Below are 17,521 nucleotides of genomic sequence, written 5' to 3'. Positions count from 1 at the left end.
AATGGAAAAGAAAGCAGTCGGGAGAAGTGTTTTTATTTCTGCTTGCAAGAAGAGTTCCGTGGGTGTTTTACGTGAACAGAGTGAGCAGTACCCCATTTTCCCGTCTTACAAGGAGGATAAAATGGCAGATAACTATGATGGCATGGCAGTTGGGGTGTTTGAACTGGATAACCTGGTAGCCTGCTTTGTGGCTCTTGATGCAGCATCCAAGGCTGCAAATGTAAAGATCCAGAGCGTAGAGAGAAACCGACTGAAAAGTGGAGCCTGTGTAAAAATGCGCGGCAGTGTTTCCGATGTAAATGCAGCTATGGAAGTGGCATTGGAGACTGCGAAGCCCCTTGGTAAAATCGTTTCCCATACGGTAATTGCATCCCCCACAGCAGACACGGAAACAGCACTTAAGATGACCATTAACAAATAGAACATGTCAGGAGGAAATAGAAGATGTCTTATGGAGCATTAGGATTGGTAGAGGTTCTGGGAAGCTGCAATGCGGTAGTTGTCCTTGACCAGATGCTGAAAACATCAGATGTAGAATTCCGTACCTGGCATACCAAGTGCGGAGGTCATGCAACTGTATTTTTAAGCGGTGATGTAGCTGCAGTGAAGGCTGCGGTAGATGCGGTGAAAGAGAATCCGCCTTGTGAAATCGTGGCAGCAGCCGTGATTTCAGCACCATCAGAAGAAACATCGCGACTGGTGGAAGAAGAGGAAGAGAAACATCATAAATGATTTTTCAAACACGCTCTGGCGTATAAAAAGGGTATGGTGTAAACCATACCCTGCTAAAAAATCTAAGTGAGCTTTTAGGTCAAATTTCTATTATTGGTGACTCTATCAGTCCCAAACACTTCTTACAAATGAATCTGTGTCCCTGTCTTTCCCATAATACCATCTTTTGCCTTTTCCAACAGCGTGATCATAGCTGTGCGGCCGGTGCCGGAGCTTGCAAAGTCTACGCAGGCCTGAACCTTCGGCAGCATAGATCCAGCGGCAAACTGGCCTTCTTCAATGTATTTTCTGGCCTGGGAAACAGTAAGATCGTCCAGCCATTTCTCATTTTCTTTGCCAAAATTAACGGCAACTTTTTCCACAGCCGTCAGAATGATCAGCATATCTGCATCCAGCTGCTTTGCAAGCAGGCAGCTTGCAAAATCTTTGTCAATGACTGCGGAAGCACCTTTTAGATGGTGGCCTTCTAAGGTTACCGGGATTCCGCCCCCGCCACAGCAGATGACGATCTTGTTGGCATCTACAAGGCTGTTGATAGCATCCTGCTCTACGATTTCCACTGGCTTGGGAGAAGCAACCACACGGCGGTAGCCGCGGCCTGCGTCTTCTTTCATAACATGCCCGTAGGCTTTTGCCTGGAAATCAGCTTCTTCCTTGGTAAGGAATTTACCAATTGGTTTGCTTGGATTTTCAAATGCAGGATCCTCAGGATCTACACGAACCTGTGTGACAACGGTGACAACCGGTGTACGCATGAAGCCACGTTTGCGAAGCTCTTCACGGAGCGCGTTCTGAAGGTCATAGCCAATGTAAGCCTGGCTCATAGCTACACAGACAGAGAGCGGAGTGTTTGGCTGTGCCTGATCTTCGTGGGTAAGAGCAGTCATAGCGTTGTTGATCATACCTACCTGTGGTCCGTTTCCGTGAACCACAACTACCTGGTGACCTTCCTCAATAAGGTCGCAGAGCGCCTTTGCAGTAGATTTTACTGCTATCATCTGTTCTGGAAGTGTATTTCCAAGTGCGTTGCCGCCAAGGGCAACCACGATACGTTTTCTTTTATATATCATAAAAACCTCCTCTGATAAATATTTAGGAAGGAGTAAACCAGAGTTTGTTAAAAAAATCATTCCTGCGAATTGCGATAAATATTCCGCAGAAAGCCTGTGTGGGCGATACTCTAATATAACCACTTCTATAAATATTATCGTAAACAATCTATAAAATAGCAATTTGATAGTTACTGGTCGCGGAGTGAACAGTAACATTTGATATACTAAAAATATATCAAGTATAAGAAATACCATCAAAAATGAGAACAAAAAAGGGCTGTATTCCTACAGCCCCCTGAAAAGCATTATTCCATAATTCTCGGAGCAGCCTTTACTTCCAGTTTTTTCAGGATATCCTGTGGGTTTTCAAATTTGGAGAGCATGATCATTGCTGCAATTACATATGGTTTGAAGCTTGCTTCTTTATAAAGCGGGATACGGTAACGGTCAAATACGCTTGCATCAACCTCACCGGTCTCACAGCTTACGCCTGTAATATCAGCTGGCAGACAGTGCAGGTAAAGCGCTTTGCCGTCCTTGGTAGTCTTCATAAGCTCTTCTGTGCAAGCCCAGTCTTTGTGCTCTGCGTTCTGAGCAAGAAGCTCTTTCTCCAGTTTATCGATTCCGTCGAAGTCGCCTTCACCATAGAGGTTGGTACGTTTTTCCATTGCTGCAAATGGAGCCCAGCTCTTTGGATAAACGATATCGGCATCTTTGAATGCTTCTTCCATGCTGTTTGTCTTTGTGAAAGAACCGCCGGACTTCTCAGCATTTTTCTTGGCAATTTCCTCAACCTCTGGCATTACATCGTATCCTTCCGGATGCGCCAGAACAACGTCCATACCGAAACGTGTCATAAGTCCGATGACACCCTGTGGAACGGAGAGTGGTTTACCATAGGAAGGAGAGTAAGCCCATGTCATAGCAAGCTTTTTGCCTTTCAGATTCTCGACACCGCCGAATTCGTGGATGATGTGAAGCATATCTGCCATACACTGAGTAGGATGATCAACGTCACACTGAAGGTTTACAAGAGTAGGTCTCTGCTCAAGAATGCCATCTTTGTTTCCTTCTGTTACAGCATCCATAAAATCTTTCTGATAAGTATGTCCCTTACCGATGTACATATCATCACGGATACCGATTACATCAGCCATGAAAGATACCATGTTGGCTGTCTCACGAACGGTCTCACCGTGTGCAATCTGGGATTTCTTCTCGTCCAGATCCTGTACTTCAAGTCCAAGAAGGTTGCAGGCAGAAGCGAAGGAGAAACGGGTACGTGTGGAGTTGTCACGGAAAATGGAGATTCCCAGACCACTCTCGAATACCTTCGTGGAAATATTGTGCTCTCTCATGAAGCGGAGGGCGTCAGCAACTGTGAAAACAGCCTCCAGCTCCTCGTCTGTTTTATCCCATGTCCAGAAGAAGTCGTTGTTGTACATTTCTTTGAAGTTAAGGCTGTTAAGCTTGTCGATATAATCCTGTAATGTTTTCATGAATTTTCTCCTTATATAAATAAAATTTATCTGGTACAGAGAATATTAAGAAACCGTCATATTGATTTATATGATTTTTCAATATTGCGTCAATATCGCAGATACTTAATTTTCGCTGTGCTGGTTATTTGTTAAAAGTACTATGTGTAAAGTGGCAGTATGGAGCAGACACATTGTAACAGCTGTCTGCTCCAAGGGCGTGCAGATTGAGGAACAGTTATTTTTTCTGTACTTCTGGTAAATAGATATTTCCGGATTATTTACAGTAAGCAGTAGGAAGTGCTGCGTAAACAGCTGCACATCTTACCAGATCGTCTTTCCATGTTTTCTCGTTTGGAGCGTGAGCCTGTGCCTCTGCGCCAGGTCCAAATCCGATACATGGGATTCCGTTACGTCCCATAATGGAAACACCGTTGGTAGAGAATGTCCACTTGTCGGTAAGAGGACGGGCTTTTCTCATAGCTTCTGTCTCAGCATTGCCCATACGCTCTGTGCCATACAGATTGTGGTAAGCTTCCTCAAGAGCAGAAGTAACCTTGTGATCCTTCGGGATTACCCATGTTGGGAAATAGCACTCGATTGGATATACGAGCTCTGTCCAGGATGGACGGGAGTACTCATACATGGAAACCTTAACATCGTCACCATACTTTTTGACAGATGGAAGTGCGCGGATCTCATCCAGGCAGCTTTCCCAGGTCTCACCTGCTGTCATACGACGGTCAAGGGAAACGGCACAGGAGTCAGCAACTGCACAACGGCTTGGGGATGTGAAGAAAATCTCAGAAGTAGTAACAGTACCTCTTCCAAGGAAGTTTGCTTCTTCCCATTCCGGGTTATATTTCTTATCCAGCATTTTTACAAGACCTTTGATCTCGGTCTCATCTGCAGCATCATTTTCATTTAATGCACGAACATCCTGAAGGATGTCAGCCATCTTATAGATTGCGTTGTCGCCACGCTCAGGAGCGGAACCATGGCAGGAAACACCTTTTACATCAATACGGATCTCCATACGTCCGCGCTGTCCACGGTAGATACCGCCGTCTGTAGGCTCTGTGGAAACAACAAATTCCGGGCGAACCTTGTCTTCGTTGATGATGTACTGCCAGCAAAGACCATCGCAGTCCTCTTCCTGAACAGTTCCTGTAACAACAACCTGATATTTGTCATTAAGAAGACCAAGATCTTTCATGATCTTAGCACCGTAAACAGCAGATACGATACCACCCATCTGATCAGAAGTTCCACGTCCGCCGATCTCAGTCTCAGTCTCAAATCCTTCATAGGGATCGAATTCCCAGTTGTTTCTGTTTCCGATACCTACAGTATCAATATGTCCGTCGAAACCGATGAGAGTGCTTCCAGTTCCCATATAGCCAAGGATATTTCCCATTGGGTCAATCTCAACTTTATCAAAGCCGAGCTTCTCCATCTCTTCTTTAATACGCATTACATGATCCTTCTCACCGCAGCTCTCGCCTGGAAAGTGAACCAGATCACGAAGAAATTTGGTCATATCTGCTTCATAATTCTGTGCAGCTTCTTTGATTTTGTTATAATCCATAACTTTTTACCTCCGTTTTTTGTAAAAAAGTATCATATTGTTATAAAAAATTATTCGCTTAATGATTCGGTTGTTCCGTATAAGCCATCCCATACGATCTCACGGTAACGAACTGGATCTGTATCACCTTCTGTGGAGATTACCAGAATGTTGGAATTCTCATCCAGCTTCAGGGCCTCTTTCAGATCTTTGGCATCTTCGTCATGAAGCGCTGTATATGCAAGCCCCAGCGGAACAGAACCGGATTCACCAGATATGATGTGTGGATCGTTTTCAAGAGGATTGGCATAAATACGTGTTGCCTTGGCACTCATCCAGTCTGGGCAGGACGCAAAGACGGTTACATGATTCTTCAGGATGTCCCATCCGATGGTATTTCCCTCGCCGCATGCAAGACCTGCCATAATGGTCTGAAGATCACCGGTTACATTTACCAGATTGCCGTCGGCCTGAACAGCAGAGCGATAGAGGCAGTCGGCAGCACTTGCTTCGCAGACAACCATTACCGGAGGATTTTCTTTATATTTGTGGGCAAAATATCCTACAACTGCACCTGCCAGAGAACCAACACCTGCCTGTACAAATACGTGTGTCGGGCGGTCAACGCCGTTCTCCTTCAGCTGTTTATCTGCTTCCAGTACCAGAGTGCCGTATCCCTGCATGATCCAGGATGGAATCTCCTCATAGCCGGCCCATGCAGTATCCTGAACGATGATGCCATGTTCTGTCTTAGCTGCTTCTGCGGCAGCCATTCTTACGCAATCATCATAATTTACTTCTTCGATGGTTACTTCGGCGCCTTCCTTGGCGATGTTGTCAAAACGTGTCTTAGTGGTTCCTTTAGGCATTCTGACTACGGCTTTTTGTCCAAGGCGTTTAGCAGCCCATGCAACGCCGCGGCCGTGGTTTCCATCTGTAGCAGTGAAGAAAGTAGCCTGTCCGAATTCTTCTCTTAATTTATCAGAAGAGAGAACATTGTAAGGAAGCTGGCTGATATCGCGGCCGAGTTCCTTCGCTATGTAACGTCCCATTGCATAAGAGCCTCCAAGAACCTTAAAGGCGTTTAGTCCGAAACGATAGGATTCATCTTTGCAGTAGATGCCCTTTACTCCAAGATAGGAAGCAAGAGCGGAAAGCTTCTGCAGTGGTGTTACGGAGTACTGGGGGAAACTTTTGTGGAATTCATTTGCTTTGGTTACGTTTTCTTCGGACATCAGGTCCAGGAATTTATCATCAGATCCCGGAACATGATTGACCGTCCATTTCAGTCCGTCTGTCATGGTGAAAACCTCCTTCGTGGTTTTAGTTATTAGAGTACATCTTAACTACATTTTTGTTTTCCTTATAAGTATAATAACATAAATAAATCAATTTGCAATAGAAAAATACAAAAAAATTTAGCTTTCTCAAAAAATATTTAGTCTAATTGCAAGAGCTTTCTGATTGTGGTAAAATATAGGGTATGGCATTTGAAAAAAGCCGAAGAAAAATAATGAAAATACTTTTGAACCGGATGTATGGAGCGTGCAGATTGCTGGAATGATTTTTCAAACACGCTACGGGAAAGGAGCAAGATTTTATGGCAGTATTTCGTGCATTTAAAGCACTTAGACCTACAGAGGGAAAGGCAGAAGCAGTAGCTGCCCTTCCATATGATGTAGTGAATAGAGAAGAGGCAGCAGCCATTGGGAAAGAGAATCCGGATTCTTTTCTTCATGTAGACAGAGCAGAGATGGATCTGCCGGCAGAGACGGACCTTTATGATGCGAAGGTTTATCAGAAAGCGAAAGAGAACCTGCATAAGATGGAGGAGACTGGCGTTCTGGTTCAGGACCATAAGCCATGCTACTACATATATGAACTGGTACGCAAGGGGAAGGTTCAGACTGGAATTGCAGGCTGCGCTTCTATTGATGATTATCTGAATAATGTGGTGAAAAAGCATGAACTTACCCGATCAGATAAAGAGCTGGACCGAATCAATCATGTGGATGTATGTGATGCTAATACAGGCCCCATTTATCTTGCCTGCCGTTATACAGATGCGCTGAATGCTCTTCTTGAGCAGTGGAAAAAAGAGCACAAAGCTGCCTATGATTTTACAGAAGAGGACGAGATCACACACCGTGTGTGGGTGATCGATGGGGATGAGGCGATTAGCCAGATCCAGGATGAGATGGAGAAGATCCCTGCACTTTATATTGCAGACGGACATCACAGAGCTGCCTCTGCTGTGAAAGTGGGGCTGAAGCGACGCCAGGAGAATCCGGATTATACAGGGGAAGAAGCGTTTAACTATTTTCTTTCCGTTGTTTTTCCATATGATCAGCTTACCATTCTGGCATATAATCGTGTGGTGAGGGACCTGAATGGGCAGAGCGTGGAAGATGTCCTTGAGAAAATTAAAGAGAACTTCGACATGACGATTGTTCCAGGTTTTCCTGCAAAGCCAGTGGAGAAGCATTGCTTTGGTATGTATCTGGATGGTTTCTGGTATCTTCTGAAAGCGAAACCGGAGCTTTATGAGGGAAAAGATGTGGTTGGTCAGCTGGATTCCCAGATTCTTCAGGACGTGGTTTTAGGTCCAGTTCTTGGCATTGGTGATCCAAGGACTGACAAGCGTATTAAGTTTGTAGGCGGAAGTCATAAGTTAAGAGAACTTCAGACTCTGGCAGATGAGACCAGAGGCGTTGCGTTTGCGCTTTATCCTACTTCTATGGAAGATCTGATGCAGATTGCAGATGAGAGTAAGCTGATGCCGCCGAAATCCACATGGTTTGAGCCGAAGCTGCGAAGCGGGATCTTTGTGCATAAGCTGAGAGGATGATAAAATGGAAACAGAAGAATTTATCTCAGGTTTTTGCAGAACCTGTAACGGCAGTCAGACAGTGTGCTGTGAATATGAAGAAAAAGATGGGAAAAGGATACTTACCTTTATGGACTGTGCCTATAAAAGATGTGTAAATCAGGGCGCCTGTGAAATTTATAAAGAAGCGCACCAGTTGGGAAGCGAGGAAGAGTAGCCGCAGCCTGCAGGCAGCAGACTGCCTTTTTAAACACGCTCTAACGAACAGCAGGTAAAACTGGCAGAGGGTGTTCTGACTGGTTTTATAAAATAAGCCATATAATAACCAAATCCTGTAATGAGGAGACGGTATTATATGGCTTTTTTATAACATGTTTCCAATATGTTATTTTTGTTATAAAATATAAAGAAATAACTATAATATTACTTGTTTACATCAATATAACTATAAAGCGTATATTTAGAGATTCCAAAATAATTCGCTACTTTATCTCCGGATTTTGTAATTAGGAAAGCTCCGGAATCATTAAGAAACTGGATCGCAGTTACCTTATCCTCTTTATTCATGAGAGCTACCGGCTTGCCTACAAGCTTCACGGATTCCTCGATGAGACGATCCAGAAGATCGTTGACACTGTGAGTGATCTGCTTCGGCTTCTCTTCTTTGTTTTTTGGGGTGATCAGATCATCAAGGGCACTGTTGATCAGGGTCAGCTTGGTGATGTCGTAGTTGATGCCGAATACATAGTGAAGGCTGCCGTCATCGTCCTTTATATATGAAGTACTGCACTTCAAAATCTTGCCGTCTGCTGTTTTCATCAGGTAACCATTGTGGTCGGCTGGAGCATAGTCACTTCCCCGTCCTTTCTGGCGGATGCCGTCGAAAACTGCGTCCGATGGACCGTCACCTACATTTCGTCCGGTTACGTGTCCGTTTACAATATAGATAATGGAATGCTCCGGTTCTTTTGTCTTCAGATCATGGATGACGACCTCGCAGTCGGTCCCGAATTCTGCTGCGATATCCTGCGCAATCTGCTCTAAGACAGTTAATCTTCCCATATTTGTTCCCTCCTGTTTTGGATTTGATTTTTTTATTAAAAGCAGGAAAATCCTGCCATGGGTCGATGCCTGGAATCTCCGCATAGAATCCGGGCATCCTGTCTGTATTTATTACTGTTCACTGGGAGCGTTCCGCGAGGTGTTTTTTGTGAACAGAGTTCACAGAAAACCCGAGAATGTCGGCGCGAAATCATGCAAGGCATGATTTCTGTGCATCGCGAAGCGGGTTGCTGTGAATGTAGTGAACAGTAACCTGTATTCGTATGTTGCAGATAGTAACGAATGACTTACTATATTTATAATAGCATGTCAGAAAAAAAATAAAAAGACAATTTTACAAAAAAATTATTGAAGGCTCAAAAAATTTCGTATTTATTTTGTTGAAGATGGAAAATACATGTGGTATATTTACATTAAAATAAGATATGAGGTAAATAAAATTGGTTATTTTGTATAAATGCAAGTCAATGTGGAAGAAAAATAAATACAGGACTGGCTTGGGAATGGCAGATAACTACAGAAATGTGAAGGGAGGATCTGTTGTATGAAATATCTTTTGAAAAACGGAACCGTAATATCAGGTGCAGGCACAAGGAAACAGGATGTGTTGGTGGAAGGCGAAAAAATCATAAAAGTAGGAAAGGAGCTTTCACAGCCAGATGCCAAGGTGGTGGATGTATCCGGTAAGCTCCTTTTCCCGGGATTTATTGACGGACATACCCATTTTGACCTGGAGGTCGCAGGTACTGTAACAGCAGATGATTTCGAGACAGGAACAAGAGCGGCAATCCTTGGCGGAACCACTCTGGTTATTGATTTTGCTTCACAGGATAAAGGTGGACATACCCTGAAAGAGGGCCTTGAGAAATGGCACAAAAAGGCTGACGGCAAATGCTCCTGTGACTATTCTTTTCACATGTCCATTGTAGAATGGAATGAGGAGACAAAGAAAGAAATTCAGGATATGATCAATGAGGGCATTACCAGCTTCAAGCTATATATGACTTACCCGGCAATGATCGTAGACGACGAGGATCTTTATAAGATCATAAAGTCCTTAAATGAAAAAGGCTGTTTCGCAGGCGTACATTGCGAAAATGCAGGCGTGATTGACGCACTGATCCAGGAAGCGAAAGCACAGGGAAAACTGGGCCCGGAGAATCATCCTCTTGTACGTCCGGATACCATGGAAGCGGAGGCAGTACACCGTCTTCTTGTAATTGCGAAGGAAGCAGGAGCTCCGGTCATGGTGGTGCATTTGACCAACCGCAAGGCATACGAAGAAATCATCCGTGCCCGGGAAAATGGTCAGACCGTATTTGCAGAGACCTGTCCTCAGTATCTTCTTCTGGACGACAGCGTTTATTCCAAACCTGATTTCGAAGGTGCCAAATATGTGTGCGCTCCGCCAATCCGCAAGAAAGCGGATCAGGATTGCCTGTGGAAAGCCCTGGCAGATGGAGATATCCAGACAGTAGCTACAGACCAGTGCAGCTTTACCCTTGCCCAGAAAGCAATGGGAAAAGCGGATTTTACCAAGATTCCAGGTGGCCTGCCGGGAGTTCAGACAAGGGGAACTCTTCTCTACACTTACGGCGTGCGCACCGGAAAAATTACAGTAGAGAAAATGTGCCAGCTTCTGTGTGAAAATCCAGCTAAGTTGTACGGTGTATATCCAAACAAAGGAGCTATCGCCGAAGGCAGCGACGCAGACATTGTAGTATTTGATCCGGAAAAAGAGAACGTGATCTCTGCGAAAACACATGCCTATAATACAGATAACAACCCCTATGAGGGTTTTGAAGTCCATGGAGATATTGATAAAGTATTCCTTCGCGGAAACCTTGCTGTGGATGAAGGAAAACTGGTGCAGGAGAAACTTGGAGCTTATATTAAGAGAGGGCTGAGACAGCCGCTGGCCTAGAGCCTGTTTGAAAAATCATGTCTTTTTACATATCCTGTCAGAAACAGTGCAGCGGCTCCGTCACATGTGGCATTACATGCTGCTGCAAAAGCATCATTCAGTGCAAAAACAGCGAACATCAGCGCCATACCGGAATCTCCGAATTTCAGGATTCCGGTCAGGGTTCCCAGGGATACCATTACGGTTCCCCATGGAAGTCCGGGTGTGCCAATGGAACAGGTGGCAAGCAAAATACTGAAGATCACCATAGTTCCCGGTGCAGGAACAGAGCCGTACAGAATACGGGAGATCATCATAGCGAAGAATACCTCTGCAAGCACAGAACCACAGTGATGAATCTGGGTAAAAAGAGGAATTGCCTCTTTGATAAGCTCGGAATCAAGCGGCACACATTTGTCAGCTGCTTCCTGTGAATATTTTTCCACAGCTGTGGAAGAATGGGTTCTTAAAGCCATTTTACAGACCGGTATATAATTTTTCAAAATTCCCCATGCCTTTTCTCCGGCATAAGATCCTGCAATATGATACAGAACCAACACCCAGACCATATAAGCCGGAATTATAATAATAAGTGCCAGAAGCAACAGTGGCAGATACTTGATGAAATATCCCTGATAAGCCAGTGTACATAGAGAAAGCCCGATATAAGCAGGCAGCAGTGGAAGAAGAATCCTGGACATCAGGGAAAGGGTGATTCCCCGAAACTCCTGCAAAAGCTCTTTGGTTCGCACTGCATTGGTCCAGCAGGCACCAAGGGCAAGCAAAATAGCAAGTACTAACGCGCTCAGTGCAGAAACCGGTGCTGGAATGGGAAGCTCAAACAAGGTATCCGGCAGGAAGCGGAAAGATAAACTGTCTGTGGATACCGGAAGTTTTGGAATGATCAGATATCCAAGAACGGATGCGAAAGCTGCGGCTCCAAGCATGGAAAAATAAGTGATCCGGACAATTGGCGCGGTGACTGGTGTGGGAGCTTTTTTTACGGAAATAATGGAAGATGCCACAAGACCGATAATGATCAGCGGTGCCAGAAAGGTGATTATCTGACTTAGCACATAACGGGCTGTAACCACCAGATTCAAAGCCCCGGAGGTCAGTCCCATAGTTCTTGTGACATTTAAAAACAGGCCTGCAAGGAGGCCGGGTATACTGACTGCCAGAATCCGAATGGGAAAACTGGCCATAATTCTTTTTTTCTTCATTGTGAAAATTCCTCCGGATGTATTATAATATATAGGAATGAAAGGTGCAATGAAATTTTAACCGCTGCATCATCCTCTTGCCAATAAAAGGTTACTGTTCACTCCGTGACCAGTAACGCGCTTCGCGATGCACAGAAATCATGCATTCGCATGATTTCGCGCCGCAATTCTCGGGTTTTCCGTGAACTTTGTTCACAAAAAACACCTCGCGGAACGTTACCGGTGAACAGTAACAATAAAAGGGATTGATTAAAGAATGCCTGGTAATGATGGCAGGAAGGGATGGGTAGTTGATATGACAGGATGGAGTGAAAAATCATGTATAATAAAATTTATCAGATTCTTGATGAAAAAGGCAGGGCAAAAACTGGAATTTTTCTGGATGGACCATATATGGGAAAGAAGTGCATTTTGAAACCAGAAACGGTTATTAGAGAAGAAAACTGTGGTGAAGCTGCTGAAAAAAAATCAGGTGTACAGCTGATCCCCGAGAAAACGGAAGATGCTTCCATATGGGATAATTATCTGAATATTCTGAGTGAGACGAAAGAGACAAAAGTGACAGAAGCAGACGGTCACCGGCTTTTCGTAGAAGATTACCGCAAGAATCCAAGGCTTGTGATCTTTGGCGGCGGTCACGTATCCCAGCCTACTGCTCATCTGGGAAAAATGCTTGGTTTCCATGTAACGATCATGGATGACAGAGAATATTTCGTGACAAAGGAGCGTTTTCCAGAAGCAGACCAGCTGGTCTACGGTGATTTTAAAGAACTGGATAAGTACATTACGCCTTACGATAACACTTATTATGTAATCCTTACCAGAGGCCACATTGGTGATGCAGACTGCCTTCGCAGGCTTCTCCATCGTCCCTACGAATATCTTGGCATGATCGGCAGCAAAAACAAAGTGCGGATCACCAGGGAAAATCTTCTAAAAGAAGGTTACACTCTGGAGCAATTGGACGAAGTCCATGCACCAATCGGAATTCCTCTTGGCGGGCAGCTTCCGGAGGAAATTGCAGTGAGCATTATGGCAGAGATTATTAAGGTAAAAAATCAGCATTATTCCGCATACTGTGATGAAAAAGTAGAGACAGCAGTTCTGGAAGGTCGTCATGGTGTCATGGTCACTATCGCAGAGAAATCCGGCTCTTCTCCAAGAGGAGTAGGAAGCAAAATGTTCGTAGAACCATCCGGACACATTACAGGCAGCATTGGTGGCGGCAAAGTAGAGTACGAAGTCATCAATCATTGTAAAGAAGTACAGGAAAAAGAAGTAAAACACTATGCCTTAACAGCAGACGGCCAGGACAGTCTTGGAATGATCTGCGGCGGACAGGTGACGGTGGTATTTGAGCGGGTATAAGTTATGGAATGGGAAAATGTTCCTATAACACGTACAAGATCACATTGTAAACCAATAAGAATTCAGGCTGGCTTCTACAGAAGATATGTGGACCAGGCTGTTTTCTTTGTGTATATAAAACATAGATGTGATGGCACTTCTAAAAAAGAAATTAATCCCTGTCCGCTCCGACAGACAATTCCCCAAACTTAAAATTATCTAAATACCATAGATTTACAATTCGTGTCATTTTCTGGCGTTTCGTGACAAAATTATTGAAATAATTTCCGACTTTTTTATAATGAGAATAACAAATGGGAGACATCAGATGGAAAAGGAGGGATGTCGTGTATTGTATTGCTATATTGACTGATCAGAAACAGGAAGGACAGAACTGTGCGGAATATATCAGGAATTACTGTACAGAAAAGAAAATTTTTCCATTGATTGAAATCTATCAGGATCAGGAACAATTTTTTGAGTGGACACGAAAAACAGTACCGGCAGTGGTGCTTCTTGCATTACCTGGTGTGTCCGGTCTGAATGCGGCAGAACATCTTCGTTCCCTGTATCCCAAATGTGGGATCATCTGGTGCAGTGATCTTGATTTTTCGCTTCATGCGTTCAGGATGCGGATAGAATATTTTTTTATGAAACCTATGGAAGAGCAAAAAATAAAAGAAGGACTTTCCATTTGGTTTGAACGCAGCAAGGTAATATGATAAAAACACTCAGGAGGAAAACAATATGAAGAAAAGAGCTTTAATTCTTGCAATGATCACTTTTATAGCTGCAGCAACATCTGAACCATCAATAAATATGGTACGTGCAGAAGAAACACAGACGGAGGAAAATACAGCTCAGACATCAGAACTGCCCATAAAGACACTTACACAGAAGGTTATTGACGAGAATCCTTATATGGCAGCAAGTGATTCCAATATTCATCATGATTGCTACAATACAGATTCCACAGACGAAGTATTACCGGTAGGCATTTATTCAGAAATCAATGTTTCTTATGAAAAAACCAATGCAAATGCGTCTCCGGCTATCTTTTTCGATTCCTATGGACATGCAGTGGTTCCGTTGCTTGGTGGACTGGCAATTCGTGATATCAATGCAGAGGAAACACAGACACTGGGATATTTTTCTCCAAAACAGCATGACAATGGAGAATATCTGATCCAGAGTTCCTATTCCTTTGTAGATGAGAGTAACCGTCTGGTGTGTCCGACCAATAATAACCATGTGCTGATGCTGAAAGCAACAGATGAAGACGGAAACGTACTTCCGGAATTTGAGAAAGTGCTGGATATTGATATTAAAGCAGCAGCAGAGGCAGCACTTGGAAAAACACTGGACCAAAATCTTCTTGCTGTAGTGTTTGACTATGAAGGAAATCTCTGGTTTGCAACTGGAGGATTCCGTATTTACCCTGACAGGAAACAGCAGGGTGCTATGGGCTATATTTCCCGTACAGCTATTGATGCCATTTTAAATGGAGAGGAAACTGATCTGTCAGATGCAGTCTTCGTATATGAGCTGGCTCCGGGAGAGGGTGCAGAGAACGGAATTGCAGCATCCAAGGATGGAGCAGTGATCCTGACGAATCAGAACTGTTATCTGCTTCAGGCAGACAATGGGGTGAAGAAAATCTGGGAAACTCCTTACGAGAGTGCTGGTGCGAAAGAAAGCAAAGAAGGGGATGAAACAACTGGCGGAGGTCTTGCCTGGGGCAGCGGATGCTCTCCATCCCTTACAAAAGATCTGGTGATGTTTACTGATAATCAGGAGACCGTAAATCTTCTTGCCCTGGATATGAAAACAGGAGAAGTTGTTGCAAGTCTCCCTGTAATCGATGAACTTCCGGAGGGCAGTCAGGTATCTGTTGAAAATTCTGCGATCGTGTATGATAACGGTGCAGGAACCGTAAGTACCATCGTATGTAACTGGTTTGGTGCAGGAAGTGCCAACCTGGGAAAAGAGGACAGTGATTCCTCCATTCAGAGTTATACAAATATTTATGATGAAAATTGGTTGAAACAGGGAAATAAAATGATCACGCCGGGTGTGGAACGCGTAGATACGATTAAGACTGAGGATGGATACGAAATGAAGAGTATCTGGTGCAGAAGTGATCTGTCAGATACTTCCATGATGAAATTATCTACGGCAACCGGATATATCTACGGATATGTACAGAATTTGGAAACCGGTATGTGGCAGTATATTATACTTGATTTTGAGACCGGTGAAACTGTTTTTTCCATGGATGTTGCCAGCAAGCCTATGTACAACAACATGGCTATCGGAATGTATGCCGGAAACAGCGGAAATTCACTTTACTGTCCTACCGGTTATCTGGAACTTCTGAGACTTCAGGACAGATTCGTTTATCTGCCGGAAATGCCTTATCGTAAGGTTGATCTGGATCAGGCAATGCGCAATGTGTTAAGCCAGGAGAAATTTGCGGCAGATGGTGGTCTGGGAGATGTGGAAGGATGGCTGAATACGATCACAATTGAGAACGTACATCCGAATACAACCGTTGCAATACGTATGAAAGGAATCTCTGGGGAAACAGGTTCTCTGAAGCTGTATGCATACGGCACAGATGGTACCTTGAAAGAAGTTCCGGCAGAGAAATGGCATATCCAGACAGAAGATGGTGAAACACCGGATACATTATCCGAAGATGTACTGTATGAGGTGCACATGACTGTGGAAGATGGCGGTGACTTTGATCTCAGTGAAACGGAAAAGGAGATTAAGATATCTGCTGTTCTGGGAATCTGAAGGAGGGCTGATAAACAACCACCGGTTGAGCCGGTGGTTGTTAACTAAGAATGCTATATTTCAGTTACTGTTCACTGGTAACGTTCCGCGAGGTGTTTTTTGTGAACAAAGTTCACAGAAAACCCGAGAATTAAGTTTGCGCAGCAAACGCTACTTCTTGTGCTTGTCACAAGAAGGCTCGTCTTTCTGTGCATCGCGAAGCGCGTTACTGTGAACGAAGTGAACAGTAACATATTTCAAATATGCTTTATTGCAAAGATACACTTAGGGGTTGCATAATTTGTAATAATACTGTATATTAATTGTAACGATTCGCGAAATGAGTCTGTTTTTGTAATATTATATGAAAAGAAGATGAATCAATTCAAAGCCCCATTGCTTTGTAAAGGAGGAACTATATTATGAAAAAAGCAGCATTAGCCGTTTTGCTTCTGGGCGCAGCACTTTGCATCCCTGGATGTGGATTTGAGGAAGGTGCAGGAGCAAGCGTTACAGTTATACAGGCAACCCCGACCCCTATTCCAACACCAACCCCTGAGGCAACTCCTACACCAGAAGTTACTCCTACTCCAGAACCAGTTGTAGAGCAGACTGCAAGCGGTGTGAATGTAACCAAGCAGGATGGTACATATGTTGCGAATGCAGATATTAACCTTCGTGCAGATGCAAGTGCAGATGCTACCTGGATCGCAGGTGTAACAAGCGGTACACAGCTTACAAGTACAGGTGTATGCGACAATGGCTGGATTGAGGTTTCCTATGAGGGACAGACTGCTTATGTATCCGGTGATTATGTAAGTGCAGTGGCAGCTGACGGTGCAGCCGCAGATGGAACTGCTGATCAGGCAGCTACAGAAGGAAGTGCAGATGCTGCAGCTGATGAGGCTGTCGCAGGCTGACAGGCTAGAAATTTAAGAGATGAAATGATGACATGAAAAACGCTATGTAAATGGATGATATTATCGTTTGCATAGCGTTTTTTGAGTACTAAAGAAATTCCCTCCTGCCATGAAATGGTAAGAGGGAGATTTCTGAATATATCAAATCAAATTATTCCGGATAAATCAGTCTGTCTGGTTTGATATCATACAGCACTTCATTCAGGAACTTCTTAGCCAGATATTTCGCCATTCCAAGGTTCATATCCAGATAATTTCCACAGTCTTTCGGGGAAGCACCAGGAACCTCGCCCTGGAAATCACGGATAAACTCAAAGGTTTCAACCATAAGCGGAACAATATCCTTAGATTCATAATCTCCGTTCAGCAGCAGATAATTGCCGGTACGGCAGCCCATTGGTCCCCAGTAGATCATCTTCGGTCCGAATTCCTTGTGGTTGCGAAGAAAAGTAGCAGCAAGATGCTCAATGGTGTGAAGCTCTGCTGTGTTCATAACAGGCTCCTCATTTGGGGAAGTCATACGAATGTCAAAAGTGGTGATCACACTATTTCCAACCGGATCCTTGCGGGAAACGTAAACGCCTGGCTGAAGTTTGATGTGATCTATTGTGAAACTGGTAATCTTTTCCATA

Annotated in this window: 16 protein-coding genes and 1 pseudogene; 10 read left to right on the top strand and 7 right to left on the bottom strand. The window is 44.0% G+C overall.

Going from position 1 to position 17,521, the window contains the following annotated elements; all coding sequences use genetic code 11:
- Positions 1 to 121 precede the first annotated feature (121 nt).
- Together AB5642_RS04260 and AB5642_RS04255 are read left to right on the top strand one after the other, a co-directional pair.
- On the top strand, positions 122 to 421 hold the full coding sequence (locus AB5642_RS04260; RefSeq protein ID WP_118583374.1) for a BMC domain-containing protein: 300 nt from the start codon (positions 122 to 124) through the stop codon (positions 419 to 421).
- 23 nt (positions 422 to 444) lie between these two features.
- A complete protein-coding gene (locus AB5642_RS04255) occupies positions 445 to 732 on the top strand; it encodes a BMC domain-containing protein (RefSeq protein WP_148463361.1) in 288 nt (95 codons plus the stop codon).
- Between the two features lie 122 nt (positions 733 to 854).
- Here AB5642_RS04255 and arcC read toward each other — a convergent pair whose 3' ends face one another.
- From arcC to dpaL, 4 genes are all read right to left on the bottom strand, one after another.
- Complete coding sequence (gene arcC, locus AB5642_RS04250; protein WP_179988296.1) at positions 855 to 1,802, bottom strand: carbamate kinase; 948 nt, start codon at positions 1,800 to 1,802, stop codon at positions 855 to 857.
- 287 nt (positions 1,803 to 2,089) lie between these two features.
- Positions 2,090 to 3,283, bottom strand: coding sequence for a knotted carbamoyltransferase YgeW (gene ygeW / locus AB5642_RS04245; protein WP_118583376.1), 1,194 nt, complete (start codon positions 3,281 to 3,283; stop codon positions 2,090 to 2,092).
- A gap of 256 nt (positions 3,284 to 3,539) precedes the next feature.
- Positions 3,540 to 4,850, bottom strand: coding sequence for a YgeY family selenium metabolism-linked hydrolase (locus tag AB5642_RS04240; RefSeq protein WP_195380237.1), 1,311 nt, complete (start codon positions 4,848 to 4,850; stop codon positions 3,540 to 3,542).
- A gap of 50 nt (positions 4,851 to 4,900) precedes the next feature.
- On the bottom strand, positions 4,901 to 6,130 hold the full coding sequence (dpaL, locus tag AB5642_RS04235) for a diaminopropionate ammonia-lyase (protein WP_173718093.1): 1,230 nt from the start codon (positions 6,128 to 6,130) through the stop codon (positions 4,901 to 4,903).
- 238 nt (positions 6,131 to 6,368) lie between these two features.
- Here dpaL and AB5642_RS04230 point away from each other — a divergent pair.
- The 3 genes and pseudogenes from AB5642_RS04230 to AB5642_RS04220 form a co-directional block, all read left to right on the top strand.
- Positions 6,369 to 6,452, top strand: a pseudogene (locus tag AB5642_RS04230) (DUF6783 domain-containing protein); the annotation flags it as partial.
- Positions 6,430 to 7,677 (top strand): DUF1015 domain-containing protein, encoded by a 1,248-nt coding sequence (locus AB5642_RS04225; protein WP_173773572.1) that lies wholly within the window; start codon positions 6,430 to 6,432, stop codon positions 7,675 to 7,677. The pseudogene AB5642_RS04230 and the gene AB5642_RS04225, both read left to right, overlap by 23 nt.
- 4 nt (positions 7,678 to 7,681) lie before the next feature.
- Positions 7,682 to 7,873, top strand: coding sequence for a hypothetical protein (locus AB5642_RS04220; protein ID WP_118583384.1), 192 nt, complete (start codon positions 7,682 to 7,684; stop codon positions 7,871 to 7,873).
- A gap of 206 nt (positions 7,874 to 8,079) precedes the next feature.
- Here AB5642_RS04220 and AB5642_RS04215 read toward each other — a convergent pair whose 3' ends face one another.
- A complete protein-coding gene (locus AB5642_RS04215; RefSeq protein ID WP_148463365.1) occupies positions 8,080 to 8,718 on the bottom strand; it encodes a transcriptional regulator in 639 nt (212 codons plus the stop codon).
- Positions 8,719 to 9,262: 544 nt separating this feature from the next.
- Between AB5642_RS04215 and hydA the strand changes: the two genes are divergently transcribed.
- The gene (gene hydA / locus AB5642_RS04210; protein WP_195409305.1) at positions 9,263 to 10,642 is read left to right on the top strand and encodes a dihydropyrimidinase; all 1,380 of its coding nucleotides are present in this window, start codon (positions 9,263 to 9,265) and stop codon (positions 10,640 to 10,642) included.
- Here the strand turns inward: hydA and AB5642_RS04205 are convergent.
- A complete protein-coding gene (locus AB5642_RS04205; protein ID WP_173718098.1) occupies positions 10,639 to 11,844 on the bottom strand; it encodes a cation:dicarboxylase symporter family transporter in 1,206 nt (401 codons plus the stop codon). The genes hydA and AB5642_RS04205 overlap by 4 nt on opposite strands.
- Positions 11,845 to 12,162: 318 nt before the next feature.
- On the opposite strand from AB5642_RS04205, the gene AB5642_RS04200 reads away from it, so the two are divergent.
- From AB5642_RS04200 to AB5642_RS04185, 4 genes are all read left to right on the top strand, one after another.
- Positions 12,163 to 13,212, top strand: a complete 1,050-nt coding sequence (locus AB5642_RS04200; protein WP_173718099.1) for an XdhC/CoxI family protein — start codon at positions 12,163 to 12,165, stop codon at positions 13,210 to 13,212.
- Positions 13,213 to 13,538: 326 nt separating this feature from the next.
- On the top strand, positions 13,539 to 13,913 hold the full coding sequence (locus AB5642_RS04195; RefSeq protein ID WP_173718100.1) for a response regulator: 375 nt from the start codon (positions 13,539 to 13,541) through the stop codon (positions 13,911 to 13,913).
- A gap of 25 nt (positions 13,914 to 13,938) precedes the next feature.
- Positions 13,939 to 15,990 (top strand): hypothetical protein, encoded by a 2,052-nt coding sequence (locus AB5642_RS04190; protein WP_173718101.1) that lies wholly within the window; start codon positions 13,939 to 13,941, stop codon positions 15,988 to 15,990.
- Positions 15,991 to 16,391: 401 nt separating this feature from the next.
- Positions 16,392 to 16,889 carry an SH3 domain-containing protein gene (locus AB5642_RS04185; RefSeq protein WP_173718102.1) on the top strand — a complete coding sequence of 166 codons (498 nt, stop codon included), beginning with the start codon at positions 16,392 to 16,394 and terminating at the stop codon, positions 16,887 to 16,889.
- 151 nt (positions 16,890 to 17,040) lie between these two features.
- On the opposite strand, the gene AB5642_RS04180 is transcribed toward AB5642_RS04185, so the two are convergent.
- Positions 17,041 to 17,520: an S-ribosylhomocysteine lyase gene (locus AB5642_RS04180; protein ID WP_173716589.1), complete on the bottom strand. Its 480-nt coding sequence runs from the start codon at positions 17,518 to 17,520 to the stop codon at positions 17,041 to 17,043.
- Position 17,521 lies beyond the last annotated feature (1 nt).

The organism is Ruminococcus sp. 1001136sp1_2201st1_G3_2201SCRN_220225 (assembly GCF_040924365.1).
Classification (GTDB): Bacteria; Bacillota; Clostridia; order Lachnospirales; family Lachnospiraceae; genus Blautia_A; species Blautia_A faecis.
This window is presented reverse-complemented; position numbering and strand designations above follow the sequence as displayed.

Bases quoted from the DNA above. Each gene is read 5' to 3' on its own strand.
- AB5642_RS04260 (WP_118583374.1), top strand. From the start codon at position 122: ATGGCAGATAACTATGATGGCATGGCAGTTGGGGTGTTTGAACTGGAT.
- AB5642_RS04255 (WP_148463361.1), top strand. From the start codon at position 445: ATGTCTTATGGAGCATTAGGATTGGTAGAGGTTCTGGGAAGCTGCAAT.
- arcC (WP_179988296.1), bottom strand. From the start codon at position 1,802: ATGATATATAAAAGAAAACGTATCGTGGTTGCCCTTGGCGGCAACGCA.
- ygeW (WP_118583376.1), bottom strand. From the start codon at position 3,283: ATGAAAACATTACAGGATTATATCGACAAGCTTAACAGCCTTAACTTC.
- AB5642_RS04240 (WP_195380237.1), bottom strand. From the start codon at position 4,850: ATGGATTATAACAAAATCAAAGAAGCTGCACAGAATTATGAAGCAGAT.
- dpaL (WP_173718093.1), bottom strand. From the start codon at position 6,130: ATGACAGACGGACTGAAATGGACGGTCAATCATGTTCCGGGATCTGAT.
- AB5642_RS04225 (WP_173773572.1), top strand. From the start codon at position 6,430: ATGGCAGTATTTCGTGCATTTAAAGCACTTAGACCTACAGAGGGAAAG.
- AB5642_RS04220 (WP_118583384.1), top strand. From the start codon at position 7,682: ATGGAAACAGAAGAATTTATCTCAGGTTTTTGCAGAACCTGTAACGGC.
- AB5642_RS04215 (WP_148463365.1), bottom strand. From the start codon at position 8,718: ATGGGAAGATTAACTGTCTTAGAGCAGATTGCGCAGGATATCGCAGCA.
- hydA (WP_195409305.1), top strand. From the start codon at position 9,263: ATGAAATATCTTTTGAAAAACGGAACCGTAATATCAGGTGCAGGCACA.
- AB5642_RS04205 (WP_173718098.1), bottom strand. From the start codon at position 11,844: ATGAAGAAAAAAAGAATTATGGCCAGTTTTCCCATTCGGATTCTGGCA.
- AB5642_RS04200 (WP_173718099.1), top strand. From the start codon at position 12,163: ATGTATAATAAAATTTATCAGATTCTTGATGAAAAAGGCAGGGCAAAA.
- AB5642_RS04190 (WP_173718101.1), top strand. From the start codon at position 13,939: ATGAAGAAAAGAGCTTTAATTCTTGCAATGATCACTTTTATAGCTGCA.
- AB5642_RS04185 (WP_173718102.1), top strand. From the start codon at position 16,392: ATGAAAAAAGCAGCATTAGCCGTTTTGCTTCTGGGCGCAGCACTTTGC.
- AB5642_RS04180 (WP_173716589.1), bottom strand. From the start codon at position 17,520: ATGGAAAAGATTACCAGTTTCACAATAGATCACATCAAACTTCAGCCA.